Source organism: Spirosoma pollinicola, from assembly GCF_002831565.1.
In the GTDB taxonomy this organism is placed as follows: Bacteria; Bacteroidota; Bacteroidia; order Cytophagales; family Spirosomataceae; genus Spirosoma; species Spirosoma pollinicola.
In genome coordinates this window covers 5,908,113-5,933,821 of the sequence record NZ_CP025096.1, presented here as the reverse complement: position 1 = coordinate 5,933,821, position 25,709 = coordinate 5,908,113, and the positions used below count along the sequence as shown (strand labels likewise).

Sequence of the window (25,709 nt, the reverse complement as noted above, 5' to 3'; positions counted from 1 at the left end):
TCCCAAAATCTCTGTGTTAGAATATTTAAAAACTTACCGCCAAACTCGTCGTCAGTGAGGTGTTTGTTTTACTTGGATTGGTCTTTGATTCGAAGATAGCATCCCGGCTATCATATACTTTTCCTTCGATTCTAAAGACCGCGTTGGGCAGAATAAAGTAATCGAAATTGAGCGAGTACCCCCATGTTTTAAATCCATCAGGTGTGCCCGTAGCAATGATAACTCCGCTTTTATCGTCATAATACTCAACCCGACCAGCCAGTTTCACGGCATCACTCACCGAATACCGCACAATGGCCACCGGCGAATACCACATATAACTTCCTGAACCTACCCGACGACCATCGGCACCAACCGGCTTCCGATCCGACCCAATATCAAAGCCCAGAATCGTACTGAATTTTCCATTTGGGTTAATGATCGCGTAGAAATTATTGAAGAAACGGGCCTGCTTTAACGAATCGGGGCGGTCGCTGCCAATGAATGTGCTCCAGTTCAGGACAAGATTGGCACTCGGCTTATATTGAATCTGTGTACTGATTGACGGCCCGGAATAACCCGGCAGTTTGGCAATCCGCTGCCAGCCGTTCAGTACCGAACCCAGCAATGTCCATTTTCCATTAGGCGTATTATATGTAAGCTTGGCTCCCGATAAATAATAGGGTGAATTTTCGGCCAGTATGCTCCGTGTCAACGTCCAGCAATCTTTCGAAATCGCGCTTTCGAAGCCGATGTGCGACGAGAAAATTCCGGCATCAAGCCACAGGTCTTTCGTTTTACTCAATTTCACGCCCACGTTGGCCTCATACACGTTTCTTAGCAAGGGCTGTTCGGCGGCATAATTATACTGCCCATAAGTCCCCACCTGTATAGCCAGATTCGCCCGGACGCGCTCGCTGACATATGCTCCTTTCACAAAAGCCAGGTTTACATTTACTTCCCGGTTTCGCTTGTGGTTGTATAAAAATCCCGGCCGTTCCTGACTCGTTTTCGGTGCCGTGAAATCGTGGGTGTAATAAGCTTCGACGTAACCCGAGAACGTCAGTCCCGATTGAGGTGCCGCCTGTGATGTAGTGCTGGTAGAATCCATAACCGTTTGTGCCAGTACCGGTATAGACAGCACCGAACAGGCTGTAGTTATAAAAATGTACGCTTTACTTTTCATGGTTGTTTTGTTGTACTCAAATTATATCGTACCCAAGAGTTTCCAGCTGTTGGGTACAATAATTCATTTCAATTCGTCCAGTGCCACGTTCAACTTCAGAACGTTCACCGTCGATGGGCCAAATAAGCCCACCAACGGGCCTTTTGTGTGTTCGTCTACAAGTTGATTCAGCATTTCGGCGCTGATACCCCGAACGCTGGCAATACGCGCCACCTGAATTTTAGCCGCTGCGGGCGACAAATCAGGGTCTAATCCCGAGCCGGATGCCGTAACCAGTTCAGCCGGAATATCGGCTTTTTTCACGCCCGGATTATGCACCATAAACGTGTCGATACGCGCCTGAACCACTTTCAGATAATCAGGATTGGAAGGCCCTTTGTTCGACCCGGCCGATCCCGCAGCATTGTACTCTACCGCCGACGGGCGACTGTCAAAATACCGATCTTCGGTAAACTTCTGACCGACCAGCGCATAGCCAACGACTTTACCGTTAACATTAACTGTTTCGCCTTTCCCTTCTCCCGGCGCTAACCTGGCAACACCGGCGATAACGAGCGGATAAATAATGGAGAGAACAACCAGCAGAACAAGCGTAAGCCGAATGGCTGGTGAGATGTGATTTTTCATTGTAGTACCGGGCGTCCCGCCCGGCTGTTTATGATAAAAGTTTGTTTTTTATCCCATCCAATTAATTCAAGTATGGATGGCTTCGACGTTGCTATTAAGGTCAGTCCTTACCGGGCGGGACGCCCGGCGCTACACAAATAACCCCACCACCAGATCAATCAATTTGATACCAATAAAAGGAGCTACAACACCACCCAAACCGTAAATAAACAGGTTCCGACGGAGCAGTGCCGACGCGCCAATGGGCTTGTATTCAACCCCACGCAGGGCCAGCGGGATCAGCATTGGGATGATGATGGCGTTGAAAATCACCGCCGACAGAATCGCCGATTCCGAACTGTGTAGTTTCATAATGTTAATAGCCTGCAAGGCAGGAATCGACACGACGAACAATGCTGGCACGATAGCGAAATATTTGGCGACGTCGTTGGCAATCGAAAAGGTCGTTAGCGTGCCGCGTGTGATGAGCAACTGTTTGCCAATTTCAACCACTTCGATCAGCTTGGTCGGGTCATTGTCGAGGTCGACCATGTTGCCCGCTTCTTTGGCGGCCTGTGTACCGGAGTTCATGGCAACACCTACATCGGCCTGGGCCAGTGCGGGGGCGTCGTTGGTCCCATCGCCCATCATGGCTACCAGTTTACCGCCGTTTTGCTCGTGTCGGATGTAGTTCATCTTATCTTCCGGCTTGGCTTCAGCGATGTAATCATCCACCCCGGCTTTTTCGGCGATAAACTTGGCAGTCAGGGGATTATCGCCGGTAACCATCACGGTTTTGACACCCATTTTCCGAAGTCGGTCGAAACGTTCCGAGATACCGGGCTTGATAATATCCTGCAATTCGACAACACCCCGTACCTGCTCGTTTTCAATCACAACCAGGGGCGTACCACCGTTACCCGCAATTTTTTTCGCCTGATTTTCCGTTTCTACTGGAAATAGATTGCCCGCTTTCGTGACGATGTTCCGAATGGAATCCGTCGCTCCTTTCCGAATGCGTATCTGCGACCCATTGATGCCGCCGGGCATATCAATCCCCGAAGAGCGCGTTTCAGCCGTGAACTTGATCATCGTTGATCCTTCGGTCGATAACCGCGAAGTTACTTTCGGCCCGGCCAGTTCAACGATGGATTTCCCCTCTGGCGTTTCGTCGGCGAGTGAACTCAGGGCTGACGCCCGAATCATATCTTCTTCAGAGATGCCCGGAGCCGGATAGAAGTTCGTTGCCTTCCGGTTACCAATAGTGATCGTTCCGGTTTTGTCCAGCAGCAGCGTGTCAATATCGCCGGCCGTTTCCACCGCCCTACCCGATTTGGCGATCACGTTGGCGCGCAAAGCCCGGTCCATACCCGCAATGCCAATGGCTGACAGCAGTCCGCCGATGGTCGTTGGAATCAGACACACAAACAGTGAGATCAGGGCTGCAATGGTAATGGGGGTATTCGCATAGTCGGCGAAGGGTTTCAGCGCGACGCAAACGATAATGAAGATCAGGGTAAAGCCCGCCAGCAGAATCGTCAGGGCAATTTCGTTTGGTGTTTTCTGCCGGGTAGCCCCTTCCACCAGCGCAATCATTTTGTCCAGAAATGACTCCCCCGGCTGGGTTGTCACCCGCACTTTGATGTGGTCAGACAGCACTTTTGTTCCACCCGTGACCGACGATTTATCACCACCCGCTTCCCGAATAACCGGGGCCGATTCGCCCGTAATGGCCGATTCGTCGATGGTGGCCAGCCCTTCGATGATCTCACCGTCGGAGGGAATGATATCGCCTGTTTCGCAGAGAAACACATCGCCTTTTACAAGTTGTGCGGAGGAGATAATCTGCACCGAAACGTCGGTGGTGCGGCTCTCCGACCGCTCATTCGTATACATATTGCCGACCGGACGAATGACTTTAGCCGGTGTTTCCTGCCGCGTCTTACGGAGTGATTCAGCCTGTGCTTTTCCCCGTGCTTCGGCAATAGCCTCGGCGAAGTTGGCGAACAGAATCGTGAGTAACAGGATCAGCGTAATGGCAATGTTATAGCCTAATGAGCCTTGCGTCGTATCGCCCGTAACGGCGATGTATGCTGTTACCTGCACCATCACGACGGTGCCGATTTCGACGGTGAACATGACCGGATTCTTGATCAGAATGGTCGGGTTAAGTTTGACAAACGATTCCCGTATGGCTGTACCAACAAGCTCACGCTGGAACAATGACGGGGATGAATTTTGCTTTGCCATTTTTGTATCTTTGATAAAAATGTAATTCGTTATGACAGTTGAAGAAGCCTCCGTTGAGAACATCTTTCATGAGATGGGCTATGCCTCCAGCACTGACTATGCCATTAAAAAAGCACGCGAGGAGCTTCTGCACGAACTCAAAATAAGCGTAGAAGCCATTGCTGTTTTTGAAAAAAAATATGGCATGAGTTATGAAGAATTTTACAGCCGTTTTAATGAGTTAACTCAGTTTGGGCTCTTCGAGCGTGAAGATGACAGTATGGACTGGCGAGCTGAACTTACCGTATTGCGGGGCGTTGAAAAACGATTGACCTGGCTAACAAAATGACGTATGATCTTTATTCATTTCGCCATATAATTGTCTTATCATCTTCATTTGAACCAGTAAATCGTCCAGAGATTACGCAGGTGCGGGGTCAACTTACCCTGTCAGACCAGTCCGTTTTACATGTCCGAGAAAATTACATCATTGCTACCGGCTGGATCGACTATTCCTATCACTGGCAGAGCGCTACGCATCAGTTTATTCATCGCTGGGACAATGCCCACCCTGTTCCTATCCTCGAAACTTCACCCCATCATCAGCACATTGGTTCGGAAGAAAATGTCCAGCCCGCAGAGCCCATGACGCTGGAAAAAGTCCTCGCCTTCATCGCCAGCCAGTTAGCTCATCCGCTTACTTCAGACTAAAGTATTCGGCCAGTGGGCCAAGTGCCAGGGCCGGGAAGAACGACAGGGCGGTAATGATGAGAATCACTGCGAAGGTCATCAGCCCGAACGTGCCCGTATCTGTCGGCAGTGTACCCGCCGATTCCGGTACGTACTTCTTCCGGGCCAGCAACCCGGCAATCGCAACGGGACCAATTATCGGGATAAAGCGTCCCAGAATCAGAACAATGCCCGTGGTATAATTCCAGAAAAAGTTATTGTCGCCCAGTCCTTCAAAGCCCGATCCGTTGTTGGCGTTCGCCGATGTGAATTCATAAAGTATCTCCGAGAAACCATGGCTGCCGGGGTTATTGAGCCAGGCCGATGGTTTCACCGTCCAGGTCGATGCATCGGGGTATTTGACAAAGAACCACACGGCAAGGGCTGTACCTCCTTTTACCAGCAGCGTACTCAGCAACGCCACGATAGACGCAATCTTGATTTCCCGCGCTTCGACTTTCCGACCGAAAAACTCCGGTGTCCGCCCCACCATCAAACCCGAAATGAAGACGGCAATGATGAGGTAATAGTAATAGTTCAGGAAGCCGACGCCACAACCACCATAGAAGGCGTTGGTCATCATGCCCAGCAATTCCATCGTGCCCGACAGCGCCATCGACGAATCGTGCATGGAGTTTACCGAGCCGGTCGAAATGATCGTTGTTACGATGCTCCAGTAGGCCGATGCCATCGGGCCAAACCGAACCTCTTTCCCTTCCATCGCGCCGGTTGGCTGGCTAATACCCATCTGAGCAATGGCCGGGTTGCCGTGTACTTCGGTCACGATGGTGGGAATTAGCAGACAGAGCATACCGAGTGTCATGACGCCATATACTACCCACGTAAACCGCCGACGGTTGATCAGGAATCCCAGCGCAAACAGCATGGCAATAGGCAGCAACACCTGCGCCACCATCTCGACCATGTTGGTAAAATAGTTGGGGTTTTCGAGGGGGTGCGCTGAGTTGACCCCAAACCAGCCGCCCCCATTCGTGCCTACGTGTTTGATCGCAATCATACCAGCCGCCGGTCCGCGCGAAACCGCCATTGTATCGCCCTGCATGGAAATGATGCTGTCTTTCCCTTCGAAACTGGCGGGTGTTCCGTTAAAGACCAGCAGAACAGCCACGATAAACGCAACCGGCAATAAAATCCGCGTAATGGCCTTTACAAAGAAGACATAGAAGTTTCCCACCGTATCGACCACTTTTGGTAGAAACGACCGAACAATCAGCAGTAAAGCGGCAATACCCGTTGCTGCCGACGTAAACATCAGAAAGTTGATGACGAACAGCTGCGTTAGATAGGTCAGACCCGATTCGCCGGAATAGTGCTGTAAATCGCAGTTGACCATAAAACTGATGGCCGTATTGAACGCCAGATCGGGTGTCATGGACGGATTTCCGTCGGGGTTAAGCGGCAGGATTCCCTGTAAAACCAGTAGCGTAAAAGCAACCGCCAGCCAGACCACGTTGATCGTTAGCAGGGCTACGAGGTTTTCTTTCCAGCTCATTTCGCGGGTGGGGTCAATCCCCCCAAGGCGATAAATGAACCGCTCGAAGGGTCCGTTGGCAGATTCTGGTTTAAAGACGTTGGCAATGTACTTGCCCATCGGAATGGCCAGCAGGACGGTTAATCCATACATGACCAAAACACCCATTAATTCAGTTGACATTTTTGTATGTGTGTTGTACCACTTTGGCTGGTGTTTCTGTTGAGTGGATGGCAGGCGATAAACGCCATATCTCCAAGATATGGCGTTTATCGCCTGCCATCCACTCAACAGAAACACCCTTTGAGCGGGATGTTCAGGTTAAAAATTCTCTGGTTTGATAAGTACATAGAGCATGTACGCGAAGACCAGTAGTGCGATGATGAATAAGCCTGTGAGCATTTCTTTGTGAGCATTTCTTAAAGAGTGAAAGAGTGAAAGAGTGGATGAGCCAGTTTTTCATTCTTTCGCTCATTCACTCCGCTTCGGCGGTCCGATTTCGCTCTTTAAATTCGTTCGAACCATTCGATGGCTTTGTAGAAAAAAGCGAAGCAGACGATTGCTGACGCGACGAGAAGCAAGAGAGTACCCATATTGATTTAGCGTTTGTAATAAACAGTCGAATGGGGTATGCCAAGAAACTGTCCAGAAAAAAGAAATCAAATAACAGTGATGATCAATTTTCTCATTTTCAATCACTTATAAAGAAAAAGAGGACTTTACCAAGCAATTCAAAAAAACTGACCCTACCATTTTGGTAGGGTCAGTTTTTCATTTTGGTAAGCCATCAGGTTGACCCATACCTATCCTTTATCCTGTGGCGTGTCAATTGCCGTTTTAACTGTGTCTGTCTCCCGTTTTTAGCTTATTTTACACACCATTTCTCCATACGAAAACCTGTTCGACAATATGACCTCTCCACTACAACAGGATTTGGCTGATCTGGCTGCACTTCTCGAACGGGCAAAGACCGAAAGTTTAGCGTACCTGAACGCGCTCAATACCCTGAAGACAAGTAACGGTTCTACTATCGACCTAACCGACAATCAATTACCGACGCAGGGAATTGGTGCGCTTAGCGCGGTCGATGCATTTAATGAACGGTTGCGGCAACTCATTGTAGCCTCGTCAGGGCCACGCTATTGGGGATTTGTTATTGGCGGCACTACACCGGCCTCTATTGTGGGCGATTGGCTGGCCACCGTTTTCGATCAATGCTCCTTTGCCACGGCGGGACAGGGTGATATTTCGGCAACTATTGAACTGGAAACCATTCAACTCCTGCGGCAACTGTTCAACCTGCCCGATACCTATCTGGGCGGTTTTGTGAGCGGAGCTACCATGTCGAATTTCACCTGCCTGACCGTTGCCCGGCAGTGGGCAGGTCAGCAACTCGGCGCCGACATTGCCAACGATGGTATGGTGCCGGGTATCACGGTCTTATCGGCAGAGCCCCATGCATCGGCGGTCAAGTCGCTGGCGATGCTGGGTATTGGCCGAAACAATGTTACCCGGATCAAGTACCTCGACGGCAATCGGGAAGCTATGGATGTCAGCGATTTAGCCGATAAACTAAAAAACCTCAACGGCCAACCGGCTATTCTGATTTCGAGCGCCGGAACCGTGAATACGGTTGATTTTGACGATATGGTGGCCATTGGTAAGCTAAAAGAAACATATAAATTCTGGTGGCACGTCGATGGTGCATTTGGTGGATTTGCCGCTTGCTCACCAGCCTACCAGCATCTGGTGGTCGGTTGGGAACAAGCCGACAGCATCACCATCGACTGCCACAAATGGCTGAACGTTCCTTACGACAGTGCCATTTTCTTCATGCAGGCAAAACATCGGCAACTACACGTCGAAACCCTACAACCCCTCAACAGTCCCTATCTGGGCGATTTGCTGACGCACGTAAATTACCAGACGCTGGTGCCCGAAAGCTCACGACGATTGCGGGCGTTACCCGCGTGGTTTAGCCTGATGGCGTATGGCAAAGCGGGCTATCAGGCCATTGTAGAAACCAACATCCGGCTGGCTCAGTCCTTCGGTGAGAAACTGGCTAACAGCGACGTTTTCGAACTACTAGCCCCTGTCCGGCTTAATACGGTCTGTTTTTCGTTAAGAGATGCCGAGCCGGAGCAGGTCAAAACCTTTCTGACCACTCTAAACAATACGGGTCTGGTGTTTATGACGCCTACCGTTTACCGGGGCCGCGCGGGTATACGAGCCGCTTTCGTCAACTGGCGCACAACGGATGAGGATGTAGCAATGGTTTTTGAGGAAATGGTGAAGTGAGTGAAATGGTGGGAGTTTGAGAACCCGACATCACGAATACTCTTACTACTTCACTCAGTACACAATTCCACCAGCTCACTCTCCAATCCCCGCTTCCTGAAGTTTCCGGTAGAGTGTTGTCAAGCCGATACCCAGCAGCCGGGCGGTTTCTGTTTTGTTGCCGTTGGTCTGGCGCAGCACCCGCCGAATGTGCTGTTGCTCAACGGTGGCTAGATCAAGTGCAGTAGGGTCATTCGGCAATAGTCCTTCCTGCATGTCGTAGGGTAATAGATCGGGGGTAAGTTCAATAGGGCCGTTACTGGGTGCGTCGGCGAGGATCACCGCCCGCTCAATGACATTTTTCAACTCCCGGATGTTGCCTTTCCACCTGTGGTTCTGTAGTTTGAGCAAAAAAACAGGACTGAGCCGAACATCACGTTTCCCAACTTTGGCCGCTTCCTGCTGGGCAAATTGATTCGCCAAATCAGAAATGTCGTCACGTCGGTCGCGGAGGGGTGGTAATTCGATACTGAACACCGATAATCGGTAATACAAATCCAGCCGAAACCGACCGGCATTAGCTTCCTCCTCCAACCCCCGGTTGGTGGCGGCAATGACCCGAACATCGGTTTTGGTGGGCTTTGTATCCCCTACCCGCAGGAACTCGTGCGTTTCGAGAACGCGCAATAGTTTTGCTTGTAAATCGAGTGGCATTTCGCCAATCTCATCCAGAAAAATAGTGCCTTTATTGGCTTCGGCGAAGAGCCCTTTCTGATCGCGATTGGCCCCGGTGAACGCCCCACTGCGGTGACCGAACAGTTCACTTTCCAGAATATCTTTCCCTAATGCGCCACAGTTGATCGCCACAAACGGTCCTGTTCGGCGTGGGCTAGCCTGATGAATAGCCTGCGCAAAAACTTCTTTGCCGGTGCCTGTCTCGCCCGTCAGCAACACGGTAGTGTCGGTCACGGCGACTTTACGAGCCAGGTCAATGGCTTGATGGATGGGTTTCGACCGGCCAATAATCCGCTCGAAACCATACCGTTTACTTACCTGCTGCTCAAGCTGCTTAATCCTGAACTGTAAGTTGGCTTTCTCCACCGCCCGACTCACCAGCGGAATAATCCGGTCGTTATCATCGCCTTTAGTGATGTAATCGAACGCGCCGTTTTTGATGGCAGTCACCCCGTCTGAAATAGTTCCGTAGGCCGTTAATACGATAATTTCGGTAGCCGGATAGAGTTCTTTGATTTGTGCGGAGAGGTCAATTCCGTTTTTATCAGGCAGTTTTACGTCGCTGATAACCAACTGCACCTCTTCGCGTTCGAGGACTTTCAGGCCCGCGCGGGCGTTTTCGGCTTCCAGTATGGTATAGCCTTCGAGTTGCAGAATCCGGGCAAGGAGTTGACGCAACCGGGCTTCGTCGTCAATAAGTAAGATCGTAGCAGCCACTAGTTTGAGGGACTGGCGCGGGTCTGAACCCGTGCCTTTAGTACAGCCAGTTTTCACTGGCGCTTATGATCCAGCTAACATGCCAGCAAATGCTGGCCATACTAAAAGGCGTGGGTTCAAACCCACGCCAGTCTGAATCTCGCCCAAATCTACCAGATCATTTTTTTAAATTAACCATCTGTACCTGTTTCTGCGCTTTAAGTGCCAGCTTCGTAGCTATGAAACAGTGCTCTTGGGGCATGACGGTTTCGGTACGATTAATTACATTGTTTACCAGTTGCTCGCCGTAGGGCAGCGGCTCTTTGCCATAGTCAATGTAGCGGACCCTTTATTGTCGATGATGATCAGGTGGTTACCGCCCTCACGGCAGTAAATAATTGATTATTTGTAATTTATGTTAGTAGGCGTTTGAGGCAAACGAGTTTCACTATCGCTAAGCTCCAAACCGTTAGAGGTCAGGCAAAGAACGAACCTTAAAATGACAAAATAAATCAATAATATAATGGGACATTACAGATCAAATTCGACAAATTCTCACAATTTCACCTTGACATTTGACAATGAGAAAATAGGCGAATTAATTTATCAAAAATGGTATTCTTTTGCCGCTAAAATTCTGATGACTAATGGCAAGGAATATCAGCTTGAGCCTAGAGGGTTTTGGGAGTCAACTATTGAATTAAAAGAAGGAGAAGCAATCTTATTGGAATTTAAAATGGGTTGGAAGGGGATAGTTATCAAGACATACTTCGATAATGAAGAAAAACACTTTTTATTAAAACTAAAAGGGCTTTTGAGCAATAAGTTTGTGTTACTTGATGATAACAATGAAGAGTTAATGGTAGCTGAAACTGATTTTAAGTGGAGCAAACTTAATTTTGACTATACTATCGAAACAACTCAAAACTTTGACAACTTTACTAATGAAAAATTATTATTGCTAAGCGTTTTACATTGCATAAATTACTATATGACAGTTATTGTCGCGGCAGCATAAACGGTTACCCGCAACTCTTACAGACACTAACACTCAAGAACTCTTCCTCAATTCCGTGTACGCACAGATCTAGACAAGGGCAAAAGATACTCCGTTAAAAAGCCCCCTCCTGTTTTAGGAGGGGGCGGTCCACCGCTTCAGTTGGGGCCGGGCGGCCGGTGCCGGTAGTAAAACCTACTTCTTAAAATTCACCACCTGCGCCTGCTTCTGCGCCCGCAGTGCCAGCTCCGTAGCCATAAAGCAATGCTCCTGCGACATGGCCGTTTCGGTGCGGTTGATTACATCGTTTACCAGTTGCTCGCCGTAGGGCAGCGGCTCTTTGCTACAGTCGATGTAGCGGGATTCTTTATTATCGGTGATGATCAGGTGATTGCCGCCTTCGCGCCCGGCGGGGTCGACGTTTTTGCGTAGTTCAATAAAACCCTCCGTTCCAAGGATGGTCAGGCGACCATCGCCCCAGCTTTTGAGTCCGTCGGGGGTGAACCAGTCGACCCGAATGTAGCCCATACCGCCATCACCCCGGAGCATGACATCGCCGAAATCTTCAAACTTCGGGTATTGCGGGAAGTGAACATTGCCCACCTGCGAGGCTACCACATCGGCTTTTTTGGAGCCGGTAAAGAACAGAAACTGATCGAACTGATGGGAGCCAATATCGCATATGATACCGCCAAACTGCTTTTTATCGAAGAACCAGTCCGGGCGCGATTTGGGCGTCATGCGGTGCGGTCCCAGCCCGATGGTTTGAATGACATTGCCAATAGCCCCCGATTTAACCAGTTCGCCCGCCTTAACCGTTGCCCGATTTTCGAGCCGTTCGCTGTACATGATCGAGTAAATACGCTTCGTCTCTTTCTGTACCTTACGGACTTCGGCCAGTTGCTCAAGGGTCGTAATACCGGGTTTGTCGGACATAAAATCCTTCCCGGCCTTCATCACGCGGATACCCAGCGGTGCCCGATCTTCGGGGATGCCGGACGTAAGAACAAGCTGAACGGATTTATCGTCCAGAATTTCGTTATCCATTTTAGCCTGCTTTGCCTGCGGGTATCGCTTGGCAAAAGCTGCGGCTAAATCAGCCTCTTTGGCGAAGAACGAAACGAGTTCGCCCCCACCCCGGATTACGGCTTCGACCTGCGAATAAATGTGACCGTGGTTAATCCCGATAACCGAAAAGCGAATCCGCGATGCGGCTACAGGCATGGTATCGCTCCCCAATGCGCCAGTCCGCAGAATAGCAGGAGCGCCAATGGTTTCAATAGGAAGTGAGGGCAGCACAACCAGACCAGCGGCTGTAGCAAGGGTTTCCTTAATAAAGTTGCGCCGATTTGCGCCTTGCGGTGAGTTCATAAATGTGAAAGAGTGATAGGGTGAATTAGCGAAAGAATGAAAGAGCGAAAGAGCGTCGCCTGAATAGGCAACAGAGTAACGGATGACCCGCTATTTCACTATTTCGCTCTTTCGCCTTTCGCTAATTCCAGTGCCTGCGTGGTTGTGTAATATTTGGCAATCATGTTGGGAACTTCCCAGGCGGGCATTTTACCCGCTTTCAGGTAGTCGATGTATTTCTGCGCTACCCGGCCAAAATGCGCTTCGTGGCCTTCCTTGTATTTTTCGGGGATAATAACCTCCCAACCCGAAGTGATTTTCTTAACATCCACACCGGGAAATTCCTGCTGAATTTTGGGTAACACGGCTTTCAGCGCAATGTCTGTGTCCTTACTTCCGGCAATCGGCTCGATGTAGAGTGTGGGTTTGTAGTTCTGCTCGGCCCCCTGCCGAATGATCAGGTTGGCCTTCGTGCCGCGCATGATTGAGTAGTGCGTATCGCCCGCGCCTTCGGGAGCTTTATAGGCCCAGGTCACGGACACTTTTGCATGAACACCCCGAAGCCGGTAGTTGATTTCGCCATTGCTGTACACGCGCAAAATGCTGTCTTTCACGACATCTTTTTTGAGATAATCCGGAAAGGCATTCTGCTTGGTGATGGCTTTGAACTGATTCAGGCTCATGTCCGTAGTCCAGCGTCGGGCCGAAGTCAGGCTGATGTCTTTCTGGTAGTCAATCGTCTGATCGGGGAAGCACTCCCATTGGACCAGATCCACCAAGTGCGTGGTTACGTCCACGATACCTTCGCCCTGCTGGGCCACATCCATAAACCAGGCCGGACGAGTCAGGATACTCCCCGACACGTTCTTGTAAAAGTGATGAACGCTTTCTTTGGTAACGGCGGGCTTGTCGGGAGTACCTTTTTCCAGCGTACCGAACACTTCGGGCTGGCGCGAAAATGCCCGTTGCAGCATGGTTGAGATTTCGTACCGCTCTGTCATGATATCGTAGAGCAACACTTTGTTTTTCTCGGCAGTGGCAAACGATTCTTTCAGCTGATCGAAATTCGACGCACTGATGACCATCGGTTTATCGGCCAGTACGTTGAAGCCAGCCCCAATGGTTTTCTGAATATAATCGGTTTTCAGTCGGTTATTCCCCGCCATCACAACCACGTTTCCACTTTTTTCAGCAAGCATTTTATCCAGAAAGTCAGCGCCTTTGTAGACGGACTCTTTCCAGTGCGTAGGGTTATCGGCGCGGGTGTTATACCCCTCAATTTTGTCGAGGTGCAATTGTACATCGGGGCCATCGGGCGCGTATACATGCACCGTCGAATCGACCCCTTCATACATGGTTTTCTGCACTAAGGCGGAATGAAAATGGCCGGGGTCAAGAGTAATCAGACGAAAATCAGCCTTACTTGTTTCGCTTTTTTCGGATGACTGGCAGGCAGCAAACAGGGTAGCCATAAACAGGCAACTAACGGCAGGTACTAACTTCATTGAAACAGGCTTTTTAGACACGGAGACTAGAAATATAAGATTACAACTTTGTGACCTCTGTGTCTCCGTGTTTAATGTATTTTTTATTTAGCCGAGGCCATCATTTTAATCGCATATGGTGCGCGTTGCGGGCGCGACAGGAGCTTGTTTGCTTCGGGATCGTTTTTGAATTGCTCCTTCTTCGGGTCCCAATAAAGTTTGCGGTTCAGTTTCATGGCTGCATGATGCAGCAGACAGGCTGAACAGGAACGGTGTCCCACTTCGGTCGGCGCAATCGGCTCTTTGCGGCTCACAATACTTTCCAGCCAATTGCCGTGATGCTCCTTGCTGACGGTCAAATGAGTTTCGTTTGGCCCGATTACCGATGTCAGGATTTTAGGGTCGCTGGCATCGAGTTTTTTAGCCGCATTCTGTTTAGCAATCGGGTCGCTGGCGGTGACAGCGGCATCTCCCCGTGATACGAAAATCCAGCCCTCCGTCCCTTCAAACCGCACACCGTTCGCAATTTCGTTCGTCACGATCATGTGTACACCGTTTTCATACATCGCTTCGGTGCGGAAAATGCCGTGTACATCCCATAGGCCGTGCTTTGGAAAATCGGCTTTACCCCAGATTTCAACCGGGCCGGTATACTCGGTATTCATAGCCCAGTGCGCCGAGTCAATGTGGTGTGCGCCCCAGCCGGTAATCATGCCCGCGCCAAACTGCTCACAGCGAAGCCAGCCCGGACGATCAAAGTCGGCCTGCGGATGCACCCGTTTTTCGGTATAATACACTTCGGGCGTAGTGCCCAGCCACATATCGTAGTTCAGGTTTTTCGGAACAGGCATTTGCGGTTCTTCATTGCCCGACGGGTCGCCGGGGAGACCGACATATACCGTTTTCAGTTTGCCAATTCGGCCATTGCGCACCAGTTCTGCGGCATAACGAAACTGTTCCGACGAGCGTTGCTGGCTACCCACCTGCACAATCTGCCCCGACTTCTTCACAGCATCGGCCATCATGCGCCCTTCGGCAATGGTGAGCGAGGCCGGTTTTTGCATGTATACATCTTTTTTGGCCCGCACAGCATCAATGACAATGGGCGCGTGCCAATGGTCGGGAGTACTTACCAGTACGGCGTCAATATCCTTATTCAACAGCAATTCGCGGTAGTCGGTATATACCCGAACGCCGTCATAATCCTTGCCGGTCTTCTTGGCATAAACACCGTTAACGAGCTGTTTAGCAGCTTCGGCCCGATTGCTGTCCAAGTCACAAACAGCCATGATCAGTGCATTATCGTACTGCCAAACGCCCGGCATGTCGTGCCCGCGCGAAATACGGCCCGTACCAATAGCCGCCACATTGATCCGGTTACTGGGCGCATTCTTTCCAAATACCGAAGCAGGTACGATCGTTGGAAACCCACTGATAATTGCCGTAGTAGCCAGGGTTCCTTTTGCTGTCAAATCGAGAAACTTCCGTCGAGAGACAACTGATTTTTTATCGGATAACATAAGCAGCCAGGGTTCAAGGTCTAGTCGTATTATACAGTAAGAATGAGCGTATTGATTTTTACTACCTGTTCATCTGTTTCATAGGCATATTCCCCTACGCTGGTTCTATGAGGGTGTAACGGTTCCCTTGTCCGGCCGTCTTATGCTCTTAGTGGGCTGCACAGTTAATGTGAATTAAAGCACCATATATTCGCTAAATAGGCCGTCCTTTACGACTATCTAACAATCACTTATTTACCGTAACTCATGCGGCAACACTACCTTCTGTTTATACTTCTGGCCGGACTAGTTTCGTCCTGTACGTTTGGTTCGTATCCCTCTGGCGGTGGGCAACAATATCCCTCCGGTGGGCAGCAATCTCCCGACGGCACGTATCCTAATGCCGGTAATCAACCGGGTAACGGGCGCCCCGCCGACCCCGGTGTAACGGTAAACAGCATCCGGTTGATGAGGGATTATACAATTCTGAATCTGACGTTTACCAATACCAATCAGCCAGGGCGAGACAGAAACGGCCAACCGACTGGTCAGGAATACATTGAATTTGACCCGGCTGGGCAATTGGTAGCGGCCAATGGAGCCAGGAAGTTCAATTTTATAAAGGCTGATGGTATCCCGTTGAAATTGTCAAAGCCAAGGGTTAATGCAAACGGGCAGCGAATTATGGAAGGAATGACCACGTACCCTGGTGATAAAGTAACATTCACGCTTTATTTCGAACGACTGGACAAAGGATTGGAAAACTTCGACCTTTTCGAATGCAACGACTATGACCAGATCGTTTGCTGGAATATCTACAACTTATACGTCAATAACCCTGCTGACCAGGTAGTTTACACTCCGCCTGTCTCGCCAACGCCCGTTCCAAAATTACCCAAAAAACAGACCCCACTGCCGCCAGCCCCATCGGGTGAATCGGGTGGTGAAATGGAAACACCTAAACCCAAGCCGACGCCTGCCCCTGTGCTGACTGCCGTCAATGTATCGGGTATTGTGAGTGATGCCAAAAATAAACGGCCTGTTACTGCAACCATAGATTATCAATTATCCTCCAGCAAACAAGCCATTGATTCGGTGCAGAGCTTTGCCTCAACGGGTGCCTACCGGATGAGCCTCAATAAAGGGCAGGTATACACGTACATCGCATCAGCACGAGGGTATCAATCCACTAGCGGTGTGCTGGATTTAAGCAAAGTTTCTGGTGGCCAAAAACTCACCCGCGACATTGCGCTGACACCCCTTGCGGTGGGCGATAAAGTGACGCTGAAGAATATCTATTTCGAAATGTCGAAGTCCGATTTGCTCTCTGCGTCGTTTGCAGAACTGGATAAGCTGGTCGCCATGATGCATGACAACCCAAACATGAGTATCCGACTCGAAGGTCACACCGACATTATTGGCGACCACGACAAAAACCTGCAACTCTCTCGCGACCGGGTACTTGCCTGCGAACGCTATCTTGTACAGAAGGGGATCGAAACCGACCGAATTCAGACCGTGGGCTATGGCGATACGCGCCCGATCCTGACCAAAGGCACCGACGAAGAACGCAAAGTAAATCGGCGGGTCGAGTTTGTCATTCTGGCAATTTGATGGCAACAAATCTTTGCCGGCGTTCGACTATCTGTTAATTGACCTGTCGACACTCTCCGACGAACGATTGCCTATATTACAGTCAGATTACGCCCGACTGACAGCCATTCTTCTACAAAATAGCCGCCGTAAGCGCGAACTGACACGCCTACTGGATGCCTTTGCCGACGTTGTCCGGCGATTAGTCGAAACACCAGCCGGGCAACGTTTCGTGAATACAGGTTTTCTTTATTTGTCCTACACCGCCGACTTGACCAAAATTGAACTATTTGGTATCTTTAACCGTATTTCGTCAAAAACCGAATCTTCTACCATGACAGTCGCCGAAGAATTGATACAGCAGGAGCGTCGACAGAACAAGATCAAGTTCATTAAGGCTATGCTGAATTTGAATCTGACTGCCGCTGCTATTGCCTCGGCGGCAGAATTGCCCCTTGCCGAAGTAGACATTATTATAGACGAAATTAATCGCACTCAGGCTCCATAAGGTTTGCGCTGGTTCACCCTTGTGCCAAAGCGAACCACAGCGGTTCGCTTTTTTGTTGCCCCTGAATAGAGCGTAATGATACAAGACAGCCTGTGCCGTCTATTTCCCTATCTTTGCACTTATTTTTTAACCGCGCGAGCGGCTTTGTAGAGGTACAAAGCTGATTCGGGCGTATTATCCTCTCAGACGTGAAGTACCAGCAATATGAGTCCCTCAACTATGCGACGATCGCAGACGAGGTTTTAAAGTATTGGACAGAAAATCAGGTTTTCGAACAGTCGGTTTCCATTCGCGAAGGGAAACCCAGCTTTACATTCTATGAGGGCCCGCCTTCGGCGAATGGGACGCCGGGTATTCACCACGTAATGGCCCGGTCGATAAAAGACATCTTCTGCCGCTATAAAACACTAAAAGGCTTTCAGGTTGAACGGAAAGGCGGCTGGGATACGCACGGCCTGCCCATTGAGCTACAGGTCGAAAAGGAGCTGGGTATCACCAAAGATGATATCGGCAAACCAGAGTCGGAAGGGGGTATCAGCGTTGAAGACTACAACAAAAAGTGCCGCGAAACGGTCATGCGCTTCACCGACCAGTGGAACAGCCTGACCGAGAAAATGGGCTACTGGGTAGACCTCGACAATCCTTATATCACCTACAAAAACGAGTACATCGAGTCGGTCTGGAACCTGCTCAAGAAGCTATATGATCAGGAAGTGGATGGTAAAAAGATGCTCTACAAGGGCTACACCATCCAACCCTATTCGCCCAAAGCCGGTACGGGTCTAAGCTCGCACGAGCTAAACATGCCCGGCACTTACAAAGATGTTCGGGATACAACCATTGTCGCACAGTTTAAGGTGAAGCCCAGCGGCAAGGCGGGTTTCCTCTTTTTTGACTCGGCCGATGCCGACATTTACATCCTGGCCTGGACAACTACCCCCTGGACGCTGCCCGCCAACTCGGCGCTCACCGTTGGTGCGAACATCGACTATGTGATGGTAAAAACGTTCAACCCCTACACGCACATTCCGGTGCATGTGGTGATGGCCAAAAACCTGGTAGGGCGCTGGTTAAGCGAAAAAGCACAGGTCGACTCTATAAACAGTCTGGCCTTCGATGCTTACCTGCCGAATGATAAAGTAATTCCCTGGGCACTGGTCTCAGAATTTAAGGGAGCCCATCTGGAAGGTATCGAGTACGAACAATTGATGCCCTATGTGCAACCGGCCACGCCCGCTTTCCGGATTATTCTGGGCGATTTCGTCACGACCGAAGACGGTACAGGTATCGTTCATACATCACCAACTTTCGGGGCCGATGACTTCCGCGTAGCGCAGGCGGCTGGAATTCCACCCATCATGGTGAAAGATGAGACGGGTAAAGATGTGCCCATTGTGGATAAACACGGCCAGTTTGTTGCCGAAATCACCGACTATGCCGGACGGTATGTAAAGGAAGAATATTACTCGGATGAAGAGCGCGAAGACCCGGATTTCAAGCCGACCGACGTGCTCATTGCCATTCAGTTGAAGGAAGAAAACAAAGCCTTCCGGGTCGAGAAATACGAACACCCCTACCCACACTGCTGGCGCACCGACAAACCGATTTTATACTACCCGCTGGATAGCTGGTTTATCCGCACCACGGCAAAAAAAGATCGGCTCGTTGAACTGAACAAAACTATCAACTGGCAACCCGAAAGTACAGGCACCGGACGCTTTGGCAACTGGCTCGAAAACCTCGTAGACTGGAACCTAAGCCGTAGCCGTTTCTGGGGAACGCCCCTACCGATCTGGCGCAGCGAGTCTGGCGAAGAGGTTTGTATTGGCTCGGTAGCTGAATTAGTAAAGAAAAGTGAATTAGCGAATGAGCAAATGAATGAATGGGTTCAGGAAGGCAAATCTGACTACCAGACATACATTGACAAAAATAAATCATTCCTGGATACCCATGCAGACGGCACATACGATTTGCATCGCCCTTATTCTGACGAAATTTATTTCGTTTCAGAAAGTGGGCAGATCATGCAACGCGAGTCTGACCTGATCGATGTTTGGTTCGATTCGGGGGCGATGCCCTATGCACAGTGGCACTATCCATTCGAGAATCAGGACGTTTTCCAAAAGGCGTTTCCTGCCGATTTTATCTCCGAAGGTGTTGACCAAACACGGGGTTGGTTCTTTACGCTTCACGCTATCTCGGTCATGCTGTTCGATTCGGTAGCGTTCAAAAATGTGGTTTCGACGGGGCTGGTGCTGGACAAAAACGGCAACAAAATGTCGAAGCGGCTTGGTAACGCCGTCAACCCATTCGAGACACTGGAAAAATACGGTCCTGATGCCACACGTTGGTATATGATTACCAACGCAGAGCCCTGGGATAACCTGAAATTCAATACCGATGGCATTGGCGAGGTGCAACGGAAGCTGTTTGGCACGTTGTCGAATACGTATAACTTTTTTGCCCTGTATGCCAATCTGGATCAGTTTACGTTTGCCGGGCGCACCGTTCCCGTTGCTGAACGCTCCGAACTCGACCGCTGGATTTTGTCCAAACTGCAATCGCTGATTCTTGACGTAGAAAATCAGTTTGACACGTATAACCCAACCAAAGCGGGTCGGGCTGTTCAGGATTTCGTAAATGACCAACTCTCTAACTGGTATGTTCGGTTATCACGCCGGCGCTTCTGGGCCGGAGCATTAACCACCGACAAACGGGCAGCCTACGAAACCCTGCACGAATGTCTGAACACGGTATCGCAGTTAATGTCGCCTATTGCACCGTTCTACGCGGATTGGCTCTATCGAAATCTAAATGAAGGAGCTACATCGGTTCACCTGACCGATTTTCCGGTGGGTGATACCAGCTTGATCGACACAGAGTTGGAGCTATCAATGGACCTGGCCCAACGGGTTTCGTCGCTCGTTCACTCGCTGCGTAAAGGGCACAAGCTGAAAGTTCGTCAGCCGTTGAGCCGTGTACTTGTTCCCGTATTGAACGCCGACACCCGCCGTCAGATTGAGCACGTAAGCCCGATCATTATGTCGGAGGTAAACGTGAAAGCAGTTGAATTTGTAGACGACGCCAGCGGAATACTAAAGAAGAAAGTGAAACCAAATTTCAAAGCCCTCGGCCCGAAATTTGGCAAACAGATGAAGGATGTAGCCGCCGTTATCACATCCATGACGCCAGACCAGTTGAAAGAGCTGGAACAGGCAAATAGTTTACAATTGGGCCAATTCGAATTGCAACTGACTGATGTTGAGATTTTAACGGAAGATATTCCGGGATGGCTCGTAGCGACTGAGAGCGGCATAACCGTTGCGCTGGATGTAACCCTTACTGACGAACTACGCGGAGAAGGAATTGCCCGTGATTTTGTGAACCGAATTCAAAACCTGCGCAAAGACCGCGATTTCTCGGTAACGGATAAAATTCGGATAGTACTGGAGGTCAATCAGAACACCGAACTGGACGTTTTATTAGCCAAAGCCATCGAACGCAATAGTGAGTACATTCGGCAGGAAGTTCAGGCTATTTCGCTAGACCTGGTTAATGATCTCAATGGGTCTGCGGCCATAGCAGAGATTGACATGGACGAATTTCAGTTACGCCTTAGCGTAGCGCGTGCTTAAGTAGCAACAAAGTTATTTTATAAAATAAAAGCCACCCCTACTATCGGGTGGCTTTTATTTTATAAAATCGTTTATCAAAAGTTTTACTAATTATGTCCCTTCAGTATATATAATTAGTACATATTAATATACAACGGCACGAATTTTGTAAATAAAATATCAAAACTATTTAGCAGGAACAAGTTTACTCAGCAACAGTGCAGTACAGCTCTTTACTACTAAGCTACATACCATTTTGATCGACTATTTACGCACTACATTACACTCATTTGTCAACAATTACCAGGCTGTAATGTGGCGGCTTCGTGAGTGTTCGCTCAATGATGAGCAATTGGGCATTGCCGTTGGATTAAGTGGTAACGCTATTCGGAATCGCCGGACAAAGCCAGACCTCTGGAAACTCTCAGACGTTGAACGGCTGGCAATTCATTTCACCTTACCCGCTACCGCTTGTATTCAGTTACAAAAGGTGCTGCATGAGTTACCGGACAATCTGAAAAATCTTTCTCCGGAAGAACGACGGCGAATTGAACGTCAACTTCTATTTAAAAAAACGCAGTTGGAATCTTATAACAAAAGCGATTGGCCAGTACGATACCTGCTTAAGATGAATCAGGCATTACTCAATAACAAATAGGAAATCCGCCAGCTTTTAGATAGATATATTTTGAGGTAGGATGTTCTTATCGACAAACGTAATTTTACGGTGAACTCAATAGTCACCGGATGAAGTTTTTCCTTTACCTACCCATAATTTTTCTTTTTCTTGTTGGACGGTCAACCAAAGCACAATCGCCTAAACTTGTACGGGGCCCTTATTTACAGGTCGTTACACCAACGTCTATTATCATACGCTGGCGCACAGATGTACTAACCACCGGCAGAGTCTGGTTTGGCCCATCGGCAAGTCAGCTAACAGACAATCTCCGCGAATCGCAGCCAACACTCGAACACAGTCTGACCCTAACCGGGCTGCAACCTGCAACCCAGTACGCATACGCCATCGGCTACGACGAAACCCAGTTGATAAGCGGGCCTGATTATTACCTCAAAACAGCCATATCTGCCGGCGATAAACGGCATTTGCGCTTCTGGGTGCTGGGTGATTTTGGTTGCGGTTTAGATAACCAGCGAAACGTTTATCAGGCCTATCTTAAAGCCACCGCAAACCGCCCCGCCGATCTCTGGCTATGGCTCGGCGATAATGCCTATTCGTTTGGTCTGGAAGAGGAATATCAACAATACGTATTCCCGGTTTATGCAAAGACCCTGCGCAACACACCCGTTTTCATTACACCCGGCAACCATGACTATGCCGATAGCGAAACCAATGTCAACATTGCCTATTATAAGCTGTTTTCGTTTCCTGAACAAGGTCAATCAGGAGGTGTTCCATCAAATTCAAAGTCCTATTATTCAGCCAATTACGGCAATGTTCATCTAATATCGCTCGACTCACAAGGAAGACCCGATGGACAGTATCGACTGTATGACACAACCTCTACGCAGGTGCAATGGCTAAAGAGCGATCTGGCCGCTAATAAATTACCCTGGACGCTCGTCATTTTCCACCACCCACCCTACAGCAAAGGCGGTCATAACTCAGATACGGAGCTGTCGATGAAGCTTATACGGGAAAATCTAACCCCTATTCTGGAGCGATACGGCGTCGATTTAGTTATGAGCGGGCATAGTCACGGCTACGAACGAACATACCGAATTAAAGGACTTCGGGGTTTAGCCAATACGTTTGACAGGGCCACCAATGTAGCCGAAAATACAACAGCCCGCTATGATGGGTCACCAAACTCATGCCCAATCCTGACGAAAGGCCAGGGTACGGTCTATGTTGTAAATGGCTCAGGTGGGCAGTTAGGTGGGCAATCCGACGGATTTCCGCACCCGGCTACGGTGTATAATAACACAACGCTGGGCGGTTCGATGTTGCTGGATGTGAACGACAACCGCCTGGATGCCCAATTGGTCATGTCCGATGGCTCTGTGCTGGACAAATTCACCATCATGAAGAACGTGAACAAAACGACTTCGCTCACGGCTGAGTATGCCGATACGCTTCAAATCGCGGCTTCGTGGGTAGGCGATTACCAATGGGCGGGTGGCCAAACGAGCCGAACGATACGCTATGCCGCCAATCAGTCTGGAACAATTCCAGTAACGGTAACAGATGCCCGCCAGTGCCTGACCGACCAGTTTACCGTTTCGGTACAGGAACGCCCAAAACTGACTACCTCACTAACCAGTTTGACAGCCGTTTGCCCGGGAGCATCGGTTGCGGTAGCAGCAACTGCCGAGAATACGACCAAAGCTGGCAACTGGCAATATGATGTGCTACTGTCCGACGCTACCGGCAGTTTCGCCATTGAACAGCTTGTTGGCTCCGGCTCATTAAATTCACTAAAAACGACCATTCCAGCCTCATTATCGCCCGGCTCCGGGTATCGCTTACAGGTGCGGCCACGCGGCATCTCGTATGCTCAGCTTGTTGCTAGTGATAGTTTTACCATTAATCCCTTGCCCACAGCAACGTTAACAGGCTCGACAACGGTATTGCAGGGGCAACCGGTTTCGCTCTCCGTAAGCTTCACTGGCAGTGGTCCCTGGCGGGGAACGTTGTCTGATGGTACGGCTTTTTCGGGTAATGACAACCCAGGGGTACTAACGCTTCAACCAGCCGTATCTACGGTTTACTCCTTATCAAGCGTCGAGAATAGCTGTGGGCCAGGTAGTGTATCGGGGCAGGCATCGATAACTGTTCTCCTGCCCACAGCTGAAGAAGAATTTGCTGGTGGGCAACTGAGAATTTACCCGAACCCAACTCACGAAACGGTGTATATTGAACTGACCACTACCCAGAAAAAAGAGGTTAGTTTGCGCTTGCAGGATTTACAGGGACGTTCAGTATACCAAAAACAGTTTGGCCAGGTCAACACCCTCTCCGAAACGATAGAAATGCCACATGCTACAGGAACATACCTGTTGACCATTCAGGCTGATCAGAATAAACTAACGCGAAAGATAGTGCGGCAGTAGTCAAATGGTGTAGGTTTTTGAAACCTATACCATTTACAAAATCTGCCCTACTCCAAAAAGAATCACGAACAAAAGTGTTGTGAGTGCGAGTTGCCCAAGGCGGGCGTTCAACTCAACAGGGCGCTTGTGGTTGGCAACTGCACGACCGTTCAGGATAAATAACGGAAAGGTAAGTACGTATAGGTAGCCCGTTACGGAAGAGTCGGTTAGGAAGGAGTAAGCAATGGCACAGGCCATGCCCGCAATGAGTAATCCCCAATGGTAACGAATGGCAAGTGGTAGGCCAAGCCGAGCCGGAATAGATCGTTTGCCGGTCATGGTATCGGTCTCAATGTCGCGGATGTTATTGATATTCAATACGCCCGTTGCAAACAGACCAACGCTCGTGGCGGGCAGTAATAACAGCGGGCTGAACGATAGCGTATATAAAAAATACGTACCCAGCACCCCTACCCAGCCAAAGAAAATAAGCACGGCAATATCGCCGAAACCTGCATACCCGTAAGGCCGCTTTCCATTTGTATAGCCAATGGCAGCCGCAATGCTGAGGAGCCCAAGCATGAAGAAAAACCAGAAGATTTTCGGCTCTACAGTATAAAACGCGACCATCAGAAGGCCAACCCCGCAAATCAACGAAAGCACCGCCATCAGGATAATACCCTTTAGCATGGCTTCTTTGGTGATATCACCGGTAGCTACTGCCCGGCGCGGCCCTACCCGAAGTTCGGTATCTTTCCCCGAAATGGCATCGCCGTAATCGTTGGCAAAGTTGGACAGGATTTGCAGGAAAATAGTCGTCAAAACAGCCAAAGCCGCAATTTGCCAGTTAAAATGCTGGTTGGCAACGGCCAGAAAGCTCCCTAAAATAATACTCGCTAATGATAGCGGTAACGTGCGCGGCCGTGCTGCCGCAATCCAACTTTTCATCATTTTAAAAGAGTGAAAGAGCGAAAGAATGAAAGAGCGAAAAGCCACGGACGGTTTTTCGCTCTTTCATTCTTTCGCTCTTTCACTATTAAATACCTACAGCTTTCTTAAATTCTTCGTCTGTTGGCTTCACTTTCGACGCAAAGAAGTTCGTTAGTTCGCCTTTTTCGTTAATGACGTATTTGCAGAAGTTCCAGGTTGGCACTTTTTCATTCCAGCCATTCATCGACTTGTCGGTTAGCCATTTGTAGAGGGGAGCCTGATCGTCGCCCAATACAGATACTTTCTCGAACATTGGGAACGTAACGCCGTAGTTCTTCTGGCAGAAGGTAGCAATTTCTTCGCTGCTGCCGGGCTCCTGGCTACCAAAGTTGTTGGCCGGAAAACCAAGTACAACGACTTTGTCGCCATGCTCTTTGTAAAATTTCTCCCAGTCGGCATACTGTGGCGTGAATCCGCACTTCGAAGCAACGTTCAGGATAACAACTTTTTTGCCTTTGTACGCTTTCAGGGCTACCGGTTTGCCATCCAGTGAATTTACGGTAAAGTCATACAAGCTTTTTGACGGAGCCGTTGCATTGGCAGGGGCGGCAATCGCTTCTTTTTTGTTGCTAAAAATACCTTTAACGAGTGTTGAGAAGGACATAAAACTGGTTAGGGTCGCGATCGCCACGACACCGATTAAGGTAAAAACTAGATTCTTTTTCATGGTTAGTCTAACGTTTTGGTAGAATTT

Annotated in this window: 20 protein-coding genes; 9 read left to right on the top strand and 11 right to left on the bottom strand. The window is 49.5% G+C overall.

Annotation, left to right across the window (positions count from 1 at the left end; genetic code table 11):
- Positions 1–25: 25 nt before the first annotated feature.
- The 3 genes from CWM47_RS24950 to kdpB form a co-directional block, all read right to left on the bottom strand.
- A complete protein-coding gene (locus CWM47_RS24950; RefSeq protein ID WP_100990982.1) occupies positions 26–1,165 on the bottom strand; it encodes a porin in 1,140 nt (379 codons plus the stop codon).
- A 63-nt stretch (positions 1,166–1,228) separates the two neighbouring features.
- Positions 1,229–1,792 carry a K(+)-transporting ATPase subunit C gene (locus tag CWM47_RS24945; protein WP_100990980.1) on the bottom strand — a complete coding sequence of 188 codons (564 nt, stop codon included), beginning with the start codon at positions 1,790–1,792 and terminating at the stop codon, positions 1,229–1,231.
- Between the two features lie 129 nt (positions 1,793–1,921).
- Positions 1,922–4,021, bottom strand: a complete 2,100-nt coding sequence (kdpB, locus tag CWM47_RS24940; RefSeq protein ID WP_100990978.1) for a potassium-transporting ATPase subunit KdpB — start codon at positions 4,019–4,021, stop codon at positions 1,922–1,924.
- A 31-nt stretch (positions 4,022–4,052) separates the two neighbouring features.
- On the opposite strand from kdpB, the gene CWM47_RS24935 reads away from it, so the two are divergent.
- Positions 4,053–4,349 (top strand): hypothetical protein, encoded by a 297-nt coding sequence (locus tag CWM47_RS24935; RefSeq protein ID WP_100990976.1) that lies wholly within the window; start codon positions 4,053–4,055, stop codon positions 4,347–4,349.
- Entirely contained in the window at positions 4,346–4,711 is a 366-nt protein-coding gene (locus tag CWM47_RS24930) for a toxin-antitoxin system TumE family protein (RefSeq protein ID WP_100990974.1), read from the top strand. Before CWM47_RS24935 ends, CWM47_RS24930 begins: the two co-directional genes overlap by 4 nt.
- Here CWM47_RS24930 and kdpA read toward each other — a convergent pair.
- Both kdpA and CWM47_RS24920 read right to left on the bottom strand, forming a co-directional pair.
- Positions 4,698–6,404: a potassium-transporting ATPase subunit KdpA gene (gene kdpA, locus CWM47_RS24925; protein WP_100990972.1), complete on the bottom strand. Its 1,707-nt coding sequence runs from the start codon at positions 6,402–6,404 to the stop codon at positions 4,698–4,700. The two genes, CWM47_RS24930 and kdpA, sit on opposite strands and share 14 nt — an antisense overlap.
- 138 nt (positions 6,405–6,542) lie before the next feature.
- A complete protein-coding gene (locus CWM47_RS24920; protein WP_100990970.1) occupies positions 6,543–6,623 on the bottom strand; it encodes a potassium-transporting ATPase subunit F in 81 nt (26 codons plus the stop codon).
- A gap of 507 nt (positions 6,624–7,130) precedes the next feature.
- On the opposite strand from CWM47_RS24920, the gene CWM47_RS24915 reads away from it, so the two are divergent.
- Complete coding sequence (locus tag CWM47_RS24915) at positions 7,131–8,519, top strand: pyridoxal phosphate-dependent decarboxylase family protein (protein ID WP_100990968.1); 1,389 nt, start codon at positions 7,131–7,133, stop codon at positions 8,517–8,519.
- A gap of 75 nt (positions 8,520–8,594) precedes the next feature.
- Here CWM47_RS24915 and CWM47_RS24910 read toward each other — a convergent pair whose 3' ends face one another.
- Entirely contained in the window at positions 8,595–9,950 is a 1,356-nt protein-coding gene (locus CWM47_RS24910; RefSeq protein ID WP_100994042.1) for a sigma-54-dependent transcriptional regulator, read from the bottom strand.
- Positions 9,951–10,497: 547 nt separating this feature from the next.
- Between CWM47_RS24910 and CWM47_RS24900 the strand changes: the two genes are divergently transcribed.
- A complete protein-coding gene (locus tag CWM47_RS24900) occupies positions 10,498–10,947 on the top strand; it encodes a hypothetical protein (RefSeq protein ID WP_240625461.1) in 450 nt (149 codons plus the stop codon).
- 174 nt (positions 10,948–11,121) lie between these two features.
- On the opposite strand, the gene CWM47_RS24895 is transcribed toward CWM47_RS24900, so the two are convergent.
- From CWM47_RS24895 to CWM47_RS24885, 3 genes are all read right to left on the bottom strand, one after another.
- Positions 11,122–12,297: a Gfo/Idh/MocA family protein gene (locus tag CWM47_RS24895; RefSeq protein WP_100990964.1), complete on the bottom strand. Its 1,176-nt coding sequence runs from the start codon at positions 12,295–12,297 to the stop codon at positions 11,122–11,124.
- Between the two features lie 98 nt (positions 12,298–12,395).
- The gene (locus CWM47_RS24890; RefSeq protein WP_100990962.1) at positions 12,396–13,781 is read right to left on the bottom strand and encodes a putative oxidoreductase C-terminal domain-containing protein; all 1,386 of its coding nucleotides are present in this window, start codon (positions 13,779–13,781) and stop codon (positions 12,396–12,398) included.
- Positions 13,782–13,864: 83 nt separating this feature from the next.
- A complete protein-coding gene (locus CWM47_RS24885; protein ID WP_100990960.1) occupies positions 13,865–15,280 on the bottom strand; it encodes a Gfo/Idh/MocA family protein in 1,416 nt (471 codons plus the stop codon).
- 246 nt (positions 15,281–15,526) lie between these two features.
- Here CWM47_RS24885 and CWM47_RS24880 point away from each other — a divergent pair, with 246 nt between their 5' ends.
- The 5 genes from CWM47_RS24880 (at position 15,527) to CWM47_RS24860 (ending at position 24,046) form a co-directional block, all read left to right on the top strand.
- Positions 15,527–16,873 (top strand): OmpA family protein, encoded by a 1,347-nt coding sequence (locus CWM47_RS24880; RefSeq protein ID WP_100990957.1) that lies wholly within the window; start codon positions 15,527–15,529, stop codon positions 16,871–16,873.
- A 13-nt stretch (positions 16,874–16,886) separates the two neighbouring features.
- Positions 16,887–17,360, top strand: a complete 474-nt coding sequence (locus CWM47_RS24875; protein WP_170069447.1) for an RpnC/YadD family protein — start codon at positions 16,887–16,889, stop codon at positions 17,358–17,360.
- 188 nt (positions 17,361–17,548) lie between these two features.
- Positions 17,549–20,995, top strand: a complete 3,447-nt coding sequence (ileS, locus tag CWM47_RS24870) for an isoleucine--tRNA ligase (RefSeq protein WP_100990953.1) — start codon at positions 17,549–17,551, stop codon at positions 20,993–20,995.
- A 235-nt stretch (positions 20,996–21,230) separates the two neighbouring features.
- A complete protein-coding gene (locus CWM47_RS24865; protein ID WP_240625459.1) occupies positions 21,231–21,632 on the top strand; it encodes a hypothetical protein in 402 nt (133 codons plus the stop codon).
- An 89-nt stretch (positions 21,633–21,721) separates the two neighbouring features.
- Positions 21,722–24,046, top strand: a complete 2,325-nt coding sequence (locus CWM47_RS24860) for a metallophosphoesterase (protein ID WP_100990949.1) — start codon at positions 21,722–21,724, stop codon at positions 24,044–24,046.
- Between the two features lie 33 nt (positions 24,047–24,079).
- Here the strand turns inward: CWM47_RS24860 and CWM47_RS24855 are convergent, their stop codons facing one another.
- The gene (locus tag CWM47_RS24855) at positions 24,080–24,973 is read right to left on the bottom strand and encodes a 1,4-dihydroxy-2-naphthoate polyprenyltransferase (protein ID WP_100990947.1); all 894 of its coding nucleotides are present in this window, start codon (positions 24,971–24,973) and stop codon (positions 24,080–24,082) included.
- 88 nt (positions 24,974–25,061) lie between these two features.
- A complete protein-coding gene (locus CWM47_RS24850) occupies positions 25,062–25,682 on the bottom strand; it encodes a glutathione peroxidase (protein WP_100990945.1) in 621 nt (206 codons plus the stop codon).
- Positions 25,683–25,709: the final 27 nt, after the last annotated feature.

Bases quoted from the DNA above. Each gene is read 5' to 3' on its own strand.
- CWM47_RS24950 (WP_100990982.1), bottom strand. From the start codon at position 1,165: ATGAAAAGTAAAGCGTACATTTTTATAACTACAGCCTGTTCGGTGCTG.
- CWM47_RS24945 (WP_100990980.1), bottom strand. From the start codon at position 1,792: ATGAAAAATCACATCTCACCAGCCATTCGGCTTACGCTTGTTCTGCTG.
- kdpB (WP_100990978.1), bottom strand. From the start codon at position 4,021: ATGGCAAAGCAAAATTCATCCCCGTCATTGTTCCAGCGTGAGCTTGTT.
- CWM47_RS24935 (WP_100990976.1), top strand. From the start codon at position 4,053: ATGACAGTTGAAGAAGCCTCCGTTGAGAACATCTTTCATGAGATGGGC.
- CWM47_RS24930 (WP_100990974.1), top strand. From the start codon at position 4,346: ATGACGTATGATCTTTATTCATTTCGCCATATAATTGTCTTATCATCT.
- kdpA (WP_100990972.1), bottom strand. From the start codon at position 6,404: ATGTCAACTGAATTAATGGGTGTTTTGGTCATGTATGGATTAACCGTC.
- CWM47_RS24920 (WP_100990970.1), bottom strand. From the start codon at position 6,623: ATGCTCACAGGCTTATTCATCATCGCACTACTGGTCTTCGCGTACATG.
- CWM47_RS24915 (WP_100990968.1), top strand. From the start codon at position 7,131: ATGACCTCTCCACTACAACAGGATTTGGCTGATCTGGCTGCACTTCTC.
- CWM47_RS24895 (WP_100990964.1), bottom strand. From the start codon at position 12,297: ATGAACTCACCGCAAGGCGCAAATCGGCGCAACTTTATTAAGGAAACC.
- CWM47_RS24890 (WP_100990962.1), bottom strand. From the start codon at position 13,781: ATGAAGTTAGTACCTGCCGTTAGTTGCCTGTTTATGGCTACCCTGTTT.
- CWM47_RS24885 (WP_100990960.1), bottom strand. From the start codon at position 15,280: ATGTTATCCGATAAAAAATCAGTTGTCTCTCGACGGAAGTTTCTCGAT.
- CWM47_RS24880 (WP_100990957.1), top strand. From the start codon at position 15,527: ATGCGGCAACACTACCTTCTGTTTATACTTCTGGCCGGACTAGTTTCG.
- CWM47_RS24860 (WP_100990949.1), top strand. From the start codon at position 21,722: ATGAAGTTTTTCCTTTACCTACCCATAATTTTTCTTTTTCTTGTTGGA.
- CWM47_RS24855 (WP_100990947.1), bottom strand. From the start codon at position 24,973: ATGAAAAGTTGGATTGCGGCAGCACGGCCGCGCACGTTACCGCTATCA.
- CWM47_RS24850 (WP_100990945.1), bottom strand. From the start codon at position 25,682: ATGAAAAAGAATCTAGTTTTTACCTTAATCGGTGTCGTGGCGATCGCG.